General features: G+C 70.9%; 15 protein-coding genes. 4 read left to right on the top strand and 11 right to left on the bottom strand.

The genetic code is table 11. The features are described 5' to 3' along the window. Window positions 1-33 precede the first annotated feature (33 nt). A complete protein-coding gene (locus ABD793_RS12815) occupies window positions 34-864 on the top strand; it encodes an SURF1 family cytochrome oxidase biogenesis protein (protein WP_344859079.1) in 831 nt (276 codons plus the stop codon). A 45-nt stretch (window positions 865-909) separates the two neighbouring features. On the opposite strand, the gene ABD793_RS12810 is transcribed toward ABD793_RS12815, so the two are convergent. Next, on the bottom strand, window positions 910-1,794 hold the full coding sequence (locus ABD793_RS12810; protein WP_344859077.1) for a cobalamin biosynthesis protein CobD/CbiB: 885 nt from the start codon (window positions 1,792-1,794) through the stop codon (window positions 910-912). Between the two features lie 29 nt (window positions 1,795-1,823). Next, a complete protein-coding gene (locus tag ABD793_RS12805; RefSeq protein WP_344859075.1) occupies window positions 1,824-2,531 on the bottom strand; it encodes a FadR/GntR family transcriptional regulator in 708 nt (235 codons plus the stop codon). Between the two features lie 102 nt (window positions 2,532-2,633). Between ABD793_RS12805 and ABD793_RS12800 the strand changes: the two genes are divergently transcribed. Together ABD793_RS12800 and ABD793_RS12795 are read left to right on the top strand one after the other, a co-directional pair. Next, entirely contained in the window at window positions 2,634-3,128 is a 495-nt protein-coding gene (locus tag ABD793_RS12800) for a gluconokinase (protein ID WP_344859073.1), read from the top strand. Beyond that, the gene (locus ABD793_RS12795; protein ID WP_344859071.1) at window positions 3,125-4,492 is read left to right on the top strand and encodes a GntT/GntP/DsdX family permease; all 1,368 of its coding nucleotides are present in this window, start codon (window positions 3,125-3,127) and stop codon (window positions 4,490-4,492) included. Before ABD793_RS12800 ends, ABD793_RS12795 begins: the two co-directional genes overlap by 4 nt. 30 nt (window positions 4,493-4,522) lie before the next feature. Here ABD793_RS12795 and ABD793_RS12790 read toward each other — a convergent pair whose 3' ends face one another. The 7 genes from ABD793_RS12790 to ABD793_RS12760 form a co-directional block, all read right to left on the bottom strand. Further along, window positions 4,523-5,332 carry a TIGR02569 family protein gene (locus ABD793_RS12790; protein WP_344859069.1) on the bottom strand — a complete coding sequence of 270 codons (810 nt, stop codon included), beginning with the start codon at window positions 5,330-5,332 and terminating at the stop codon, window positions 4,523-4,525. Between the two features lie 156 nt (window positions 5,333-5,488). Continuing rightward, a complete protein-coding gene (gene nudC, locus ABD793_RS12785) occupies window positions 5,489-6,508 on the bottom strand; it encodes an NAD(+) diphosphatase (RefSeq protein ID WP_344859067.1) in 1,020 nt (339 codons plus the stop codon). After that, window positions 6,508-7,887, bottom strand: a complete 1,380-nt coding sequence (locus ABD793_RS12780) for a M16 family metallopeptidase (RefSeq protein ID WP_344859065.1) — start codon at window positions 7,885-7,887, stop codon at window positions 6,508-6,510. The genes nudC and ABD793_RS12780 overlap by 1 nt, the downstream gene beginning before the upstream one ends. Next, window positions 7,884-9,179, bottom strand: a complete 1,296-nt coding sequence (locus ABD793_RS12775; protein WP_344859063.1) for a M16 family metallopeptidase — start codon at window positions 9,177-9,179, stop codon at window positions 7,884-7,886. Before ABD793_RS12775 ends, ABD793_RS12780 begins: the two co-directional genes overlap by 4 nt. A 9-nt stretch (window positions 9,180-9,188) precedes the next feature. Continuing rightward, window positions 9,189-10,790 carry a DUF2207 domain-containing protein gene (locus ABD793_RS12770; RefSeq protein ID WP_344859061.1) on the bottom strand — a complete coding sequence of 534 codons (1,602 nt, stop codon included), beginning with the start codon at window positions 10,788-10,790 and terminating at the stop codon, window positions 9,189-9,191. Window positions 10,791-10,799: 9 nt separating this feature from the next. Continuing rightward, entirely contained in the window at window positions 10,800-12,020 is a 1,221-nt protein-coding gene (locus ABD793_RS12765; protein ID WP_344859059.1) for a DUF2207 domain-containing protein, read from the bottom strand. Window positions 12,021-12,026: 6 nt separating this feature from the next. After that, window positions 12,027-12,983 (bottom strand): RDD family protein, encoded by a 957-nt coding sequence (locus ABD793_RS12760; RefSeq protein WP_344859057.1) that lies wholly within the window; start codon window positions 12,981-12,983, stop codon window positions 12,027-12,029. A gap of 100 nt (window positions 12,984-13,083) precedes the next feature. On the opposite strand from ABD793_RS12760, the gene ABD793_RS12755 reads away from it, so the two are divergent. Continuing rightward, the gene (locus ABD793_RS12755) at window positions 13,084-14,088 is read left to right on the top strand and encodes a stage II sporulation protein M (protein WP_344859054.1); all 1,005 of its coding nucleotides are present in this window, start codon (window positions 13,084-13,086) and stop codon (window positions 14,086-14,088) included. Window positions 14,089-14,114: 26 nt separating this feature from the next. Here ABD793_RS12755 and ABD793_RS12750 read toward each other — a convergent pair whose 3' ends face one another. Together ABD793_RS12750 and ABD793_RS12745 are read right to left on the bottom strand one after the other, a co-directional pair. Further along, complete coding sequence (locus ABD793_RS12750; RefSeq protein ID WP_344859052.1) at window positions 14,115-15,104, bottom strand: amidohydrolase family protein; 990 nt, start codon at window positions 15,102-15,104, stop codon at window positions 14,115-14,117. Between the two features lie 133 nt (window positions 15,105-15,237). Next, on the bottom strand, window positions 15,238-16,524 hold the full coding sequence (locus ABD793_RS12745; protein ID WP_344859050.1) for a DUF58 domain-containing protein: 1,287 nt from the start codon (window positions 16,522-16,524) through the stop codon (window positions 15,238-15,240). Window positions 16,525-16,527: the final 3 nt, after the last annotated feature.

Genomic DNA, 16,527 nt, shown 5'->3' with positions numbered 1-16,527 from the left:
CGGACACAGACTGCGACCGCCTACCGTAGAGGGGTGCGGTTGCGGTTTCTGCTCCGGCCCGGGTGGCTGGCGTTGACGGTGGTGGTGTTCACCTTCGCCGTCTGTTGTTACACGCTGCTGTCGCCGTGGCAGTTCCGGCGCGACGCCGAGCAGGTAGCGCAGAACAGCGCGTTGACCGCGTCGTTCACCGCCAAACCGCAGCCGGCCGCGCAGCTGCTGCCGCAGAACGCCGTACCGGACCAGCAGACGGAATGGCACCTCGTGTCGATCACCGGCACGTACCTCCCTTCGGCGGAGGTTGTCGCGCGGTTGCGCACGGTGCAGGGCGAAGGCGCGTACGAGGTCCTCACGCCGCTTCGCGCCACGGATGGCACCGTGTACCTCGTCGACCGCGGGTACGTACGCCTCGACGACAAGTCCGGCGTGCTGCCGTACGCGGCAGCTCCGGGAGGACAGGTCACCGTGGTCGCCCGCGTACGGAGCGACGAGAACGACCCGAAGCACCGTGACGCCTTCGCAGACGCTTCGACGAACGGGAAGCTGCAGAGCTACACCGTCGATTCACAAGTGGTGGCGAGGTCGTCCGGCCTCAGCATCCGGCCCGGGTACTTCCAGCTCGACCAGAACCAGCCCGGCGTACTCGGCGCGCTGCCGCTGCCGCAGCTGGACTCCGGACCGTACTTCTCCTACGCACTGCAGTGGCTGGCGTTCGGCACCATGGCGTTGCTGGGCTGGCTGTACTTCACGATCCGCGAACTGCGCCCCGGCGGCGCGCTGACCACCGAACGACCCGAACGCAGCCGCCGCAAGTCCGTCGCGGAGATGCTCGCCGAGGACGAGGACGAGTACACCCCGACCGGCTGAAACCCGGTCGCCGTCGGTCTTTTCTCGGAAAAACCCGGCCGGTCGTCAGCCTTTCCGGCGCCGCAGGCCGCTCGCCACGGCCAGTACCACCGACGTCCCGGCCGCCAGCCAGCCCACGACCCGCGACAGTTCCACCGCGCGCGTCACGTGCCCGGCGTCCGGATTGCGGCCGACGCCGAGCACCGGCAGCTCGACCACGCCCTGCGGGTACACCGTGCGCCCGCCGACGCGGATCTCCAGCGCACCGGCGAACGCCGCTTCGACCCTGCCCGCGTTGGGGCTCGGGTGCGCGATCGTGTCCCGCCGCCAAGCCCGCCACGCTCCGCCCGCCGAGCCGCCGACCACCGGTGCCGCCACCACGGTCAGCGCGGCCGCGGCACGGGTCGGCAGGAGGTGGACCAGTTCGTCGAGCCGGTCGACGATCCAGTTGCCGGGGGCGGCCCTGCGCAGCACCCCGAGCGTGCGCGAGGCGAGCAGCCCCGGCACCCCGGCGACCGCACCCCACAGCAGTGGCGCGACGACCACTTCGGACGTGTTCTCCGCCAGGGTTTCCACCGCTGCACGGGAAAGCCCCACCCCGGCGAGCCCGTCGGAAACCCGCGGGTCCAGTTCGGACAGTGTGCCGCGCACGGGTGCCAGCCGGCCTTCTTCGAGGTTGCGGGCCAGCTCGGTGCCCTCGGTGACGAGTCCGGTCGCGCCGACCACCGCCCAGGTCGTGACCGCGGTCGCACTCGCCTGCACCAGCGGGCGCCCTCGTCCGGCCCGTTCCGCGAGCACCCCGGCCAGTACTGCCACACCGGCAATCCCGATGCCTGCCGGACCGGCTGCCACCCGCCGGAAGGCGGTGACCGGCGGGCGCCGTCGTGGATCACCGAGTGCTCCGTCGGCAGCCAGGCCGAGTATCAAGCCGATCGCGCGTGCCGCGCTCACCAGTAACCCCCCGGCGAATGTGGAAGAGTTCAGCCGCTGAGGTTACTCGACACCGCGACGGCGATTTCGTCGCGTGCCTGCTCCACGATTTCGCGCATGGCCTGCTCGGCACGGCCGGCGTCGCCGCGGCCCACCGCGTCGGCCACCGCCACGTGCAGGGCAACCGCCTCCGGCTGTGGTTCGTCGGGCATCAGGCCGTGCTCGGTGCGCCCCGACAGCACCTCTGCCACCACCGACGACAACTGCGCGAACATCGGATTCCGCGACGCGGACAGCAGCAGATCGTGGAACGCGACGTCGTGTCCCAGGAACGTCTCCAGATCCCGGGCCCGCGCCGTGCTCTCCAGATGACTCGCCAGCGCCCGCAGCCGACCGCGTTCCTCCGGGGTCGCCCGCAGCGCGGCGAACCGGGCCGCGCACGGTTCGACGCCCGACCGCAGTTCGGTCAGCGTGCGCAGCGCCCGGCTCCGGTCCTCGCCGTCGAGCTGCCAGCGGATCAGCCGCGGGTCGTAGTGGTTCCACTCGGCCGGCTCCCGCACCGTGACGCCGACACGCCTGCGGCTGCTGGTCAGGCCCATCGTCTCCAGCACGCGGACGACTTCACGTGCGACGGTGCGCGAAGCGCCGTACCGTTCCTGCAGCTCGTCGGACCGCAGCACGGCACCGGGCGCCAGCTCGCCGTTCGCGATGGCCGCGCCGAGTTCGTCCAGCACCTGGTCGTGCCGATCACTGCCCACCCGGCCAACCTAACGTGCTGATTCGATTAAGTACTACTTCTTCTTGATTAAGTAGTACTTTTGAGTTTGACTTTGCCGGGCACAACGACGTGGGAGGTGCGGATGACGGTCATCGTGGTGATGGGCGTTTCGGGCTCGGGCAAGACGACGGTCGGCACGGCCGTCGCCGCACGGCTCGGGGTCGACTACGCGGAGGCGGACACCTTCCACCCACCGGCCAACATCGCGAAGATGACCGCCGGGCATCCGCTGACCGACGAGGACCGCGCGCCATGGCTCGCCGCGATCGCGAAGTGGATCGGCGAACACCGGGAAAGCGGTGGCGTGGTCAGCTCCTCGGCACTCAAACGGTCCTATCGGGACGTACTGGCCGGTGGCGGCGACGTCTGGTTCCTGCACCTGCACGGCGACCGTGGGCTGCTCGCCGAGCGGATGAAGCACCGCTCCGGCCATTTCATGCCGGTCTCGCTGCTCGATTCCCAGCTCGCCGACCTCGAACCGCTGCAGCGCGACGAACCGGGCCGGACCTTCGACCTCGCCAAGAGCCCCGCCGAACTCGTCGACGCGGCACTGACCGCATTCCGGGAGCGCGCATGACCACCCTCGCCGCCGGCTGGACCGGCCACGACACCCGCCTGATCGTCGCGACCGTGGTCGCCATCGCACTGATCGTCGTGCTGATCAGCAAGGTCAAACTGCATCCGCTGCTCGCGCTCACGCTCGGTTCGATCGGACTCGGGCTGATCGCCGGGATGCCGGTGGACAAACTGCTGAAGAGCTTCACCAAGGGCGTCGGCGACACCGTCGCGTCGGTCGGCGTGCTGATCGCGTTCGGCGCGATGCTCGGCAAGCTGCTCGCCGATTCCGGTGGGGCGGACCGGATCGTGGACACTGTGCTCGGCAGGGTCCGCGGGCGCGGGCTGCCGTGGGCGATGGCGCTGGTGGCCGCGTTGATCGGACTGCCGATGTTCTTCGAGATCGGCCTTGTGATGCTGATCCCGGTGGTGCTGCTCGTCGCCAAGCGCAGCGGGAAACCCGTGCTGCTGCTCGGCGTTCCGGCACTCGCCGGGCTTTCCGTGCTGCACGGGCTGATCCCGCCGCACCCCGGTCCGCTGGCCGCGGCCGGTGCGCTCAACGCCAACGTGGGGATCACGCTGGCGCTCGGCCTGCTGGTCGGCCTGCCGACGGTGGTGATCGCCGGACCCTTGTTCGGCAGTTTCGCCGCCAAGCTCGTGCCCGATGCCGAGCCGCCGCAGCGGCTGATACCGGAATCCGATGGCACCGACGCGAAGCACCGGCCGAGTTTCGCCGCGACACTGTCCACAGTGTTACTGCCGGTGGTGCTGATGCTCGCGAAGGCACTCGCGGACATCTTGGCGGGCAAGGAAAACGTGGTACGCCGGGTGCTCGACTTCGTGGGCGACCCACTGATCGCACTGCTGCTCGCGGTGCTCGTCGGCATGGTCGTGCTCGGCCGCCCGGCGCGGCTGAACCGCACGCGGCTGTCGTCGATCGTCGGCGAATCACTGGGCCCGATCGCGGGCATCGTGCTGATCGTGGCCGCCGGCGGCGGGTTCAAGCAGACCCTGGTGGACGGTGGGGTCGGCGACGTGATCACCAATCTGGCCACCGGCGCGCACCTGTCGCCACTGCTGCTCGGCTGGCTGGTCGCCGTCGCGATCCGGCTGGCGACCGGTTCCGCGACGGTCGCGACGGTGTCCGCCGCGGGGATCGTCGCCCCGCTCGCGGCCACTCTCGATCCGACCCACAACGCACTGCTGGTCCTGGCCATCGGCGCGGGCTCGCTGTTCTTCTCGCACCTCAACGACGCCGGGTTCTGGTTGGTGAAGGAGTACTTCGGCATGTCGGTCGGGCAGACACTGAAGAGCTGGTCGGTGATGGAGACGGTGATCTCGGTGGTCGCGATCGCGCTGATCCTGCCGCTGGGCGCCCTGCTGTAACCGCAGCCGGGAGCCCGGACCGGGCCGGAGTCAGCCGGCGGCGGCCAGCTCGAGCACCGGCCGGTACGCGGCGAGCTGATCCGGCGTCCACCCGGCGGGACCGGACGCCACGTCATGAGTGACGATCCGGTAGATCAGAGCGCGGACCAGCATTTGCCCCCACCCCGGCAGCTGCGCCCATCGGGCGATCAGGCCGGGCCGGGCGCCATACCAGCACAGGGCGTCGGCGACCACGACCGCCGACGCCCACGACGGAGGCCGCCAGTACACCGGCCAATCGAGCACCGCAGGCGGCATCCCTTCGGCGAAGAGCACGTTGCCTGCCAGATCGCCGTGCACCGCCTGCGAGTGGAGCTCGACCGGGCGGCGAACGTCCACGAGCGGCCGCAGCAAGCCCATGGCTGCCGGGGATGCCTGGACGGGCAGCTCGCCCCACGCGACGCGGTCCCCGTATGCCCACGGGTTGTCACGCTCGTCCAGGAACGCCGGCCGGGGCAGGTCGGCGATGGCGGTGTGGAAAGCGATGCCGGCCCGCAGTACATCGTCTGGTCTGCGAACGTCCGGCGTACCCGCGACGAAGAGACCGGCTTCCCAGCCGTCGACCACCCAGTCACCGTCCTGGCTCCGGACCGGCCGGGCGACCCTGAACTCGGCCGAGTCCGGCAGCGCGTCGAGAACCTCGGCCCGCCACCGGGTTTCGGCCGCGAACTCGACCGGTTTCAGCACCAGCGGTCCGGCCCGCCAGGTCACGCCTTGGCCGCCGGGCAACAAAACCGGGTCACCGGCACCGCCGAACGCAGCCACCACAGCAGCCGGCGGACGTACGGCCGAAGTAGTCACGCGGGCGATTTTAAGTTCCCGGCCGCTTGTCGCACACCGCGTTTTCGCCACCCACACCCCACGCCGGACCGGAAACGACCAAGGCCGCCCCGGTCAGTACCGGAGCGGCCTTGGCTCGAGGACCACCGCGGGACGAGTCCCGGTGTGTCGCAGGGGTTAGTCCTCCGCTTCCGCCCATGCCTGGAGCATCACGCGGGCGATCGAGGAGTTCCCCGGCAGCAGCAATGTCGCCGTGCCGTCGGCGATCGGCGTTGGCGTCGGGGCCTTGGTGAGGGTTCCGCTGTTGCGGAAGGCCGCGCGCAGGTCCGCGCGGGACACCCACAGCGCTTCCTCGATCTCGCCGTCCGCGGGAACCAGCGGGGCCGAGCGGTCGGCACTGGCAGTGAAGCCCAGCATGATCGAGCGCGGGAACGGCCACGGCTGGCTGCCCAGGTACCGCACGTCGTCGACCTCGATGCCCACCTCCTCGCGGATTTCCCGGGATACGCAGCCTTCCAGCGATTCGCCCGCCTCGACGAATCCGGCCAGCACCGAATACCGGCCTTCCGGCCACACCGGCTGGCGGGCGAGCAGCACGTGCGAGCCGTTGACCCCCTCGGTGTCGTGCACGAGGCAGATCACTGCCGGGTCGGTACGCGGGTATTCCTCGTGCCCCTTCGCCTCGCACCGGCTGGCCCAGCCGAACTGGATCAGCTCCGTCGGCGAACCGTCGCGGGTGCAGAACCGGGACTGGCGCCGCCAGTGCCGCAACGCCTGCGCGGTGGTGAACAGGCCGGCCGACGTGTCGTCGAGCTGGTCGCCGTAGCCACGCAACTCGACCCACACCTCGCCGTCGACGCGCGGTACTTCTTCCACCACGCCCCAGCTGCCTGCCATCCGCACGGTCTCCGCGTCGCCCTCGATGCGGCCGGGCACCGACCAGTAGTCGATGTCCTCCCACTCACCGAGGAACACCGCATCCGCGGGCGGTTCCGTACCGAAGTCGACCGCCTTGCGGGTGGCCAGCGACGAACCGCCCTCGACCACCGGAGTGCGCCCGGTGTCGTCGAGCAGCACCACGCGTGCTTCCGGCCACTTCGCGGCGAGCCGCTCCGGGTTGGTGCGCAAGGACTCCTGACGGTCCACAGTGGAGCGGGAGAGCGTCGGCAGCGCGCCGAGGGTGAACGGCGTAGTCATCAGTGCGCCACCGTCACCCCGCCGAGCGCGGTCAGCTTCGGCCCGAGCAGGTCCGCGTCGCCGACCACCACGCCGGTGAACCGGCCGGGGGCGAAGAACTCCAGTGCGGCCTCGGCCACCTGCTCACCGGTGACCGCGGCGACCCGCTCCGGATGCTGCTGCAGCCATTCCGCGCCCAGTCCGGTCGAGGCGAGCGCCATCAGCTGTCCGGCAAGCCCGGTCTGCGACGACGTGGAGGTGAGCAGCGAGCCGATCGCGTACTGCCGCACCGATTCGACCTCCTCCGCGGTCGGCGGCACGAGTCCGAGCCTGGCCAGCTCGTAGCGGGTCTCCAACAGCGCGGCGGCGGTCACCTCGTTGGCCGTGTCGGCGTCGACGTTCACCACGGACTGGCCGCCGGTGAACTCGAATCCCGAGTGCGCACCGTAGGTGTAACCCTTGTCCTCGCGGATGTTCTCCACCAGCCGCGACGAGAAGTACCCGCCGTAAGCCAGATTCGCCAGCTGCAGCGCCGGGTAGCGCGGATCGGTGCGCGGCACGGTCTGCGCGGACAGCCGGATCTGCGACTGCACGGCGCCCGCCCGCGGCACCAGCAGCACGTCGCCGCCAGTCAGCTCCGGCAACGCGGGCAGCTGCACCGCGGAACGGTCGGACGCCCAGCCGCCCAGCGCGCGCTCCAGCTCCGCCGGGACCGTCTCCGGATCGATGTCGCCGACGAGCACCAGCACGGACCCGCGCGGCAGCACCGACGCCGCGTGCAGTGCCCGTACCTGCTCGGCAACCACGGCTGCCACGTCGTCGGCCTCCGGCACCTCCCGGGTGACGGGGTGGTCGCCGTAACGGTGCTTCTGCAGTGCTTCGCGCGCGATCATGCGCGGCTGCGTGCGGGAGACGGCGATCCGCTCGATCAGCCGGTCACGTTCCCGCTCGACCTCGGCCTCGCGGTAGGTGGCGCCGGTGAGCACGTCACCGAGCACGTCCAGCAGCGTGGGCAGGCCGTCGGCGAGCGCGGAACCGTTGAAGTACAGCCGTTCCGGGTCCACGCCCGCGCCGAGTTCGCCGCCGATCAACGCCAGTTCCGCGTCGAGGCCCACCCGGTCCCGGCGCGCGGTGCCGGTGAGCACCGTTTCCGCGAGTACCTCTGCGGTGGCCGGGTGCAGCCGGTCGGTGCCCGCGAACGGGATCCACAGCCGCAGCTCGACCAGCGGCACGCTGGACTTGCGCACGGCGAGCACACGCAGCCCGTTGGCCAGTGTGGTGTCCACATGCGACAGATCGGCGGCGAGCCGGGCCGAGCCGAGTGCGGGCAGCGGACGCGCTCCGGTGGCGGTGCGGCCGATTTCCTCCGCGCTGCGGTGGGCGCGGGTGGGGGAGCTCACTGTTCGTCCGTCCCTTCGGTGGTGGCGGGATTCACGACGAGAATGGCGCGCGCGTCCGGGCGCAGCGCCTTCGCCGCGGCCGACACGGCTTCGCCGGTGACCGCGGACATCCGGTCGGCCAGCCGGTAGACGAGCGACGCGTCGCCGTAGAGCAGTTCGAACGCGCCGAGCGCCAGCGTGCGCGACACCAGGCGATCGTGCTCCGAGTGCAGGCTCGCCGCCCAGCGCGCAGTGACCTTCTTCAGTTCCTGTTCGTCCGGCGGTGTGGACGCGAGCTTCTCCAGCTCCTCGTCGAGCGCGGCCAGCACGCGTTCGCGCGGTACGTCCGGCGGGTGGATCGCGGTGACCGTGAACGTGTCCGGATCGCGCGCCTCGAACGGGCCGAACAGCCCCGCGCCTGCCCCGATGTCGACCACCAGCGGTTCGACGTGCACCAGCCGCTGCTGCAGCCGCGAACCGTCACCGTCGGTGAGTACTCCGGCGAGGACCAGGTACGCGAGGTAGCCGTCGACGTCGTTGACCGGATCCGGCATGCGGTACCCGACGGCCAGCGCGGGCAACGGCGCGTGCGGATCGGTGTGCTCGCCCACCAGTTCGCTGGTCGGCAGCGGTTCGGCGAACGACGGACGAACCGGCGCGGGCCGGTACGGCACGTCGCCGAAGTGCTTCTGGATCAGCTCTTTCGCCTCGGCCACCGCGAAGTCGCCTGCGACGGTGAGCACCGCGTTGGCCGGCGAGTAGAAAGTGTCGAAGAAGGCGGCGCAGTCGTCCAGCGTCGCGCCCTCCAGGTCCTCGAACGCGCCGTAGCCGTCGTGCGCGTTGGCGAAGGTGGAGTAGAGCACCGGCGGCAGCAGGATCCACGGGAACCCGCCGTAGGGCCGGTTGCGCACGTTGAGCCGGATCTCCTCCTTGACCACCTCGATCTGGTTCGCCAGGTTCTCCGCGGTCAGCTTCGGCGCACGCATCCGGTCGGCCTCGAGGAACAGCGCGCGTTCCAGCGCGGCGGAGGGCAGCACCTCGAAGTAGTCGGTGTAGTCCGGGTGCGTGGACCCGTTGAAGGTGCCGCCGCTCGACTGCACGTGCCGGAAGTGCGCCAGCTTCTCCAGGCTCTCGCTGCCCTGGAACATCAGGTGCTCGAAGAGGTGCGCGAACCCGGTCAGCCCCTCCGGTTCGGAACGGAAGCCCACGTCGTAGTGCACGCTGACGCCGACCACCGGCGCGGTCGGGTCCGGTGCGAGCACCACGCGCAGACCGTTGTCGAGGGCGAAGCGAACGAGTTCGGGATCGGCCATGCCCCTACCCTACGCAGGCGCGGCGGCCCTCGGCGCGTCCGGTCGCGCGCGACCTGCGTCACGGTGAGTGCCCGCGAATGCAGCTCCGAGTGCGGTAACGAAATCGCTGGTCCGGTCCGTTGCTACGGCAGTTTCGGTGGACGAGCCGTACCAGTACGCCGACAGCGAACGTCCACTATGTGCGAACTTCTCCACCCACGCGTCCGTATCCCCCAACGCGAACGCGTACGGCAGCGCGCGGGAGAAGAACAACTCACGGTCCGGTTTCGGTACCTTCTCCGGCTTCGTGGTCAGCAATTCGCGGTGAACGCCGAGAAGCCGGTCGCGTAGCTCGAGCCCGGTCGATGTGCGCGCGGGGAGCCACCGTGCACCGAGAGCCAGCACAGCGCCGGCCGCGATCAGTACGAGACCGAGTTGCGCGTAACCCACGGTGAAGGCGAGTAGCACGGTCAGAAACACGCCGTAACCGCACAGTCGAGTCCCAAGACGCGACAGTCGTTCTGTACGCCGCGAAAACCAACGGCGGCGGACGACGTCGTCTGTCAGCGCCGAAGGCACCGTCACGCCGGCTTCGCGCAGTTCGGGAAGCGTCACGGACTCGCTTGGCAACACCGCTTCGTACACCGCGCGCTCGAACGTGCCCAGCTGTGCGTCAGGAGCGTTCCGACGCACAAGCGTCCATTCCCGCAAGCCGTTCTCGCTGACCCACACGTAGTTCCGCACGCATAGGTCCAGCACAGTGGCGGCGAGGTCGACGGAGTCGGTGCGCCCGGTCAGCAAGGTGCCGATGTGGCCGGGAAGCACGCCATCCGGCGACGAGAACTGGCCGTCGGCCATCAGCCGCACCGGTCCCGGACGCCCGGGGCGTGCGTCGCGGCGGCGCAGCATCAGCACCGTCAGCGCGCCGAGACAGGTGAGCACAGCGAAGGCGAGCCACGCCCACCACACCGGCGCAGTGGCCGCGAACGCACCTGCCACGGTGTCCGCGGGCACCAGCTCCTCGGTCGCGGGCACCGTGCCGCCCGGCAGCTCCGCGGTCAGCTGCACCCGCGAACCGACCGGCAGCCGGGAAACGGACACGCGGGTCAGCCCGCTGTGGTCGATCTGCGCTGCACCGCACCGGGTGCCGGAGCCGGGCGCACCGGACAGGCAGGTGAGCGCGTCGGGCACCGCGGGCGCGGCGAACGTCGCCCGCACCAGTTCGAGCCGGGTGTCCCAGCCGCCGGCGACGTCCCAGGTCACGTTCTCCACACCCAGGCTGCGGCCGACCGCACCGTCCACCGTGTACCGGACGACCGAGGTGCCGCCGCGCAAATCGAACGTCACCTGGTCGTCGGCGGTCTCCGCGGAGCCAGGGCCCTCGATCCGCACGTCTCGCACCTTGCGCACGCGGTCGCGGTCGTTCCCGGCGCCGACCCGCAACGGGATCGTCCGGGTCATCGTGGTCCCGGACGGCACGGAAACCGCCTCGGTGACCGAAAGACTGCCGTCCCGCTGGACTTTCAACGCCACCTCGACACTCTGTGGCAACGTCGGCAGATCCTGCGCAACGGCGGGGGTCGCGGTGGTCCAGAGCAGGACCGGAACCGCCAGCAGGGCCGCGAACTTCACGGGCGGATGCTAGACGGACGCGACTGCGTGCCGGCGTTCGGACGTGGCAAGAAGGCCGTCGAGCGCAGCCGCGAGTGCTGTTTCCGCGGATCCGGCCGGGGCGCCCAGCGCACGGCCGCGCGCGGTACGGGCCGGGATCTTCGCAGCGGCAGTCGCCAGACCCGCGACGATCACCGCGACACCCACCAGCGCGTTGCCGATCGTCGCGGCGAGCACCACCGTCGCGACTACGCCGAACGCCGCCAGTACCAGCCCGGCCCGGCGCAGCTGCCGGGGTCGCCGGGAAAGCCAGCCATGACGATGGGCCGCCACGTCGAGAAGTGCGCGCAGCTGCGTGGGATCCGGATCCACCGCGGCCAGCGGACCGGGCGGAAACGCGGCCACGACGGCTTGTTCGAACGAGCTGAGCTGATCGCCTTCGCCGTGCGTGATCTGCCCGTCTTCGGTGAACCGGAGGTGGCCACGCGCGACGAGGTCGAGCACGGTGCCGGTGAGGTCCAGCTCGCGGCGCGCGACATACGCGACGTAGGCGGGCGGGATTCCGGGTGCAGGCGGCCCGATGTGCCGGTCACGACGACGGAGCCATCCCACAGCCGCCGCCCCGAGCATCAGGAAAAGCAGCAGCACGGCGAACGCGGCGGCCGGTACCGGGCCGAAAGCGAAGGCAGCGGCCAGCGGTGACGACGGAACGAAGCGGGCGTTCGCGGGCATTGCTCCGGCAGGCAACTGCACCGCAAGGTCCATCCGGTCGCCGCGGGCCAGTCCGTCCTGTTCGGCGTGCACCACACCGCGGTCGCCGACCTCGGAGAAGGTGCACTGGCGGGCCGAGCCGGTGGTGCCGGCGAAACAGTCCGCTGTGGACACTCCGGGCACGTTCGCAGTGAAGTTCGCGGTAACGCGGTTCAGCGGTTGATCCCAGCCACCGGTCAGCTGGAGGCGCAGCTGACCGTCTTCGGTCACCGCGCCCTCCACGGAGTAGGTGAGGATCGCGGGTCCGGTGAAGGTCACCGTGTCGTCCTGGACGCTCGCGGCACCGCTGACCTGCAGGTCGGTGATCGCGTAGAGCCGGTCCTCGTCGTCGGTCACCGGCACGCGAGCCGGAAGCCTGCGCGCAGCGTGGACATTCGTGGAGACGCGCTCGGTGACCGTGAGCCGGCCGTCGCGGGCAGCAGTGACGGTGATGTCGTCGGACGGCACCAGGACAGCGGCGACTGCGAGTGCAGCGAACACGGCGCCTCAGCTCGGCGGGGTGAACGGATTGTCCGGCTCGGCCCGGTTGTCGCGTGGGGCCGACGGCTGCGGCGTGCCGTACCCCGGCTGCGGCACGCCACCCGGCGGTGGCGCGTACCCGGGCGGCTGCATCTGGTACCCCGGCGGCTGCGGTGGGTACCCCGACGACGGCCCGCCATGCCCCGGCGGCTGCGGCGAGTACCGCGGCGCGAGGCTGGCCTGCGCACGATTGCGGCGTTCGGCCAGTACCGCGGTGAGGAACATCCAGGTCGGCATGCCGTTCGGGAGCGCCACTCCCAGTGCGGCGGCCATCTGCTGGGCCAGTCCGTACCCGAGTGCCTCGGCCGCCTCCGGCCGCAGCTGGTGGTAGCGGCCGAGGAACTGGCGGGCGGAGAGTGCAAGATCGTCCGAGACCCGGCTGAGGTCGAACTGTGCGGCCCACGGCGCCAGTCCGTGCGGCATCACGAGCATCGCCTGCGCGGCGTCGGGCACGCGTTCCCTGATCACCAGCGTGCCCGCGAGGTAGTCCCCGACGCGGCGGCCGTTCGACGAGGTCAGCGACACGATCACGGCCACCGCGCCGAAGAAGCCCAGCGCCCAGAAGTCCACGAAAAACCCGGCGAGGGCGCGGGTGAGGGCGTGCCGGAGGCGGATCGGTCCGCCGTCGAGCCGCACCACGCGCAGTCCCAGCGCGAGCTTGCCGAGCGAACGGCCGTGACTGAGCGTTTCGAACAACACCGGGTAACCGATCACGACCAGCACGAACACGACGAGCAGCAGAGTCACCGCCAGCGACGAGTCGAGCGACCCCGCGGTCAGCATCAGCACCACGACCGCGATCAGCAGCAGCGCACCCTGCACGAGCACGTCGAGCAGCATCGCGACACCGCGGCTGGCGAGCTTCGCCACCCGCAGGTCGAGGACGACGGCCTCACCGGTGACGAGATCGGACTCTTCCTGCACCGGGCCAGCGTAGAGCCACCGGACCCGGCCTTCTTCCCCTCCACCACCCGCACCCGGCGCGGCTGCGCGACACTGTGTGCAGCAGACGGCGGAGGTGACGGTGGACCTGGACGTGTTCGTCGCGGCGCACAGCGCGGAATGGGCCCGGTTGGGTGACCTCGTGCGGCGGCGCCGGCTCAGCGGCGCGGAGACCGATGAGCTGGTCACGCTCTACCAGCGCACGGCAACGCACCTGTCGACGATCCGTTCGACCGCACCCGATCCGGCGCTGCTGGCGCGGCTGTCCGCACTCGTGGCACGAGGCCGTTCGGCGGTAGCCGGCTCGCACAGCCCGGCGTGGCGCGAGGTGGCGTTGTTCTTCACCCGGCGGTTCCCCGCCGCGGTGTACCTGAGCCGTCGCTGGTGGATCCCCGCCGCACTCGCGTCGGTGGCCGTGATGGCGGTGCTCGGCGTGTGGATCGCCGCCGACCCGCAGGTCCGCGCGTCCCTGATCTCCCCGGACGAGCTGAAGGCGATGACCGCCCCCGGCGGAGAGTACGAGACGTACTACTCGACCGGCCCGGCCGCGTCGTTCGCCGCGAAGGTGTGGACGAACAACGCCTGGGTGGCCGCGACGTGCCTGTTCCTCGGCGTCGCACTGGGCCTGCCGGTGATCTCCGCGCTGTGGCTCAACGCGCTCAACGCGGGTATCGCGATCGGGCTGATGTCCTCGGCCGGGCGTGGTGACGTGCTGCTCGGCCTGCTGCTGCCACACGGCCTGCTGGAACTGACCGCGGTCTTCATCGCCGCCGGAACCGGGTTGAAACTCGGCTGGACGGTGATCGACCCGGGCCGCCGTTCCCGAAGCGCCGCACTGGCCGAACAGGGCCGTTCGGTCGTGGTGATCGCGCTGGGCTTGGCCTGCACCCTGCTGGTGTCCGGGGTGATCGAGGCATTCGTGACCCCGTCCGGCTGGCCGACCTGGCTGCGTATCGGCATCGGCGCGGTGGTCGAACTGCTGTTCCTGACCTACGTCTTCACCCTCGGCCGCCGAGCCGCCCGAGCCGGCGAAGCAGGCGACCTGGACCGCAGGCTCGCCGGCGACGCACTCCCCGAAGCGGGGTAACGCTCCGGCCGGCCGGTGAACGCGGGTCAGCGCCGGATCCCCGCGACGAGCTTTTCCCAGTTCCGGAAGGCCAGCTTCGCCCGGTCGGTGTCGTCGATCGGCGCAGTGTCCAGAAACTGCCGCGCGGCTCCGTCAGGCGCCTGGACGTACGGGTAATCGGAGGCGTACATGATCCGCTCCGCACCCACCGTCTCCAAGCTCCACCGCAGGTATTTGTGGCTGGAAATACCGCCCGGTGTGATGAAGATGTTCGTCCGGAAGTACTCCGCGACCGGGCGCTGCAGGCCGGCAGCACCGTCCAGCAGCGAAATCCGGTCGAGGTAGAAGAGCACGACCTCGCCCCAGTGCCCCAGGATGATCTGCAATTCGGGGAACCGGTCGAACACGCCGGCGACGATCATCCGGAGGGCGGTCAGCCCGGCGTCGTAGTGCCAGCCGAGCGCCCCGGTGGCCAGCGCGGAGTCCACCGGCTCGCCGAAACCGCCGTAATAGGCCTCACGGACGGCCGGAAACGGCGCACGCGGATGCAGGTAGACAGGTGCGCGCAGGTGCTCGGCCGCCTCGTAGATGTCCCAGAATTCCGATTGGTCCAGCGAACGGTCACCGGAGTGCGCGTTCACCAGCGCGCCGTTGAACCCGAGTTCGGTCACCGCGCGCCGCAGTTCGTCCGCGGCGGCCTGCGGCGCGGGGGTGGCAAGTGCCGCGAATCCCTGCAGCCGCCCGGGATGGCGGCGCACGGCCTCCGCCACCGCATCGTTCACCGGCCCTTGCAACGCGACGGCCTCCGCGGAGCCGAGATTCTGCAGACCCGGTGTCGTGAGGGACAGCACCGCAGTGTCGATCCCGGCGTCGTCCATCGCGGCAACGCGTCCGTCGCCGAGGTCCAGCAGCTCCTGCGTGAGCGGACTGCCGACGGTCCATTTCATCAACGGCTCGGTCAGCTGCGGGTCCTGGCGCTTCCACGCCTCGATGACGTCCGCGGTGACGAAGTGCTCTTCCAGTCCGTACAGCTGCACCGAACCGCTCCTTCCGGTTGTCCCACCGGCGAGGCTAGCCCTCGGAGCCAAGAGATTCGAAGCCACGCCGCGTTCCTCACCACACCGAGCCACCGTCACCCAGCCCTCGTGAGGAGTACGGAAACCGGCGTCCCTACAACCGTCCCGCGGCCTTCAGGGCCAGGTATCGGTCCGCCAGTGCCGGTGGCAGGTCTTCCGGCACCGCGTCCACCACGCGCACGCCCCGGCGGGTCAGGCGGGCCACCGCGGACTCCCGTTCGGCCAGCGTTCGTTCCGCGGCGGCCGCTTCGTAGACCGCTTCGGCGTCGCCTCGGGACCGGGCCATCTCGGCCACCCGCGGGTCGGCCACCGAGGCCAGCAGTACCTCGTGCCGGGCGGTCAGCGACCCCAGCACCGGGAACAGGCCGTCCTCCAGCGGCGCCGGTTCCAAACCGGTCAGCAGCACCACCAGTGCCCGGCGGCGGGTGCGGCGCAGGACCTCCGCGACCATGCCCCTCGCGTCCGTCTCCACCAGCGACGGTTCGATCGGCGCCAGCGCGTTCACCAGCGAGGGCAGCAGCGTCGGCGAATTCGGCACCGACGCGCGTACCTGGCGGTCGTAGGCCACCAGATCGACCCGGTCGCCCGCCCGGGAGGCGAGGGCCGCCAGCAGCAGCGCGGCGTCCATCGCGGCGTCCAGTCGCGGCGCGTCACCCACCCGTCCGGCCGAGACGCGGCCGGTGTCCAGTACCAGCACCAGATGCCGATCACGTTCCGGGCGCCAGGTCCGCACCATCACGTCCGCCGCGCGGGCCGTCGCACGCCAATCGATCGACCGCACGTCGTCGCCGATCACGTACTCGCGCAAGGAATCGAACTCGGTGCCCTGCCCGCGGATCAGCACCGCGCTGCGTCCGTCCAGCTGCTGCAGCCGGGCCAGCCGCGACGGCAGGTGCTTGCGGCTGTGGAACGGCGGCAGCACCCGCACCGTCCACGGCACCGCGTGCGAACCCTGCCGGGCAGCCAATCCCATCGGTCCCCAAGCACGCACGGTCACCCGCACCGCGACCCGATCACCCCGGCGCGACGGCTGCAGCTCCGTGGTGAACGCCCGCCGCTCCCCTGGCGGAACGGCCACCCGGTGCCGGTCGTCCGCGTGCGCACTCGGCGGCCAGGCGTCCCGCAGCAGCCCACGGACCGCGCGCCGCCCCGGGTTGGTCATCAGCAGCGTCACCGAGGCGGCTTCCCCGAGCCGCACGGAAGTCGTTCCGGTGCGCGAAAACCGCAGCGCCCGCACGCTTCCGGCCAGCGCCAGGTCCACCGCCACCAGCACGAGCAGCACCACGACCACGGCGAGCACGCCGGTGCCGGACGGGAACAGCAGCCCCACCACCAGCGCGCCCAGCAACGCCAGCAGTCCGAGCCGCCCGGTGAGCGCCATCGT

Source organism: Amycolatopsis ultiminotia, assembly GCF_039536925.1.
Classification (GTDB): domain Bacteria; phylum Actinomycetota; class Actinomycetes; order Mycobacteriales; family Pseudonocardiaceae; genus Amycolatopsis; species Amycolatopsis ultiminotia.
The sequence above is the reverse complement of the archived record's forward strand: the minus strand, read 5'-3'. Positions and strand labels throughout refer to the sequence as shown.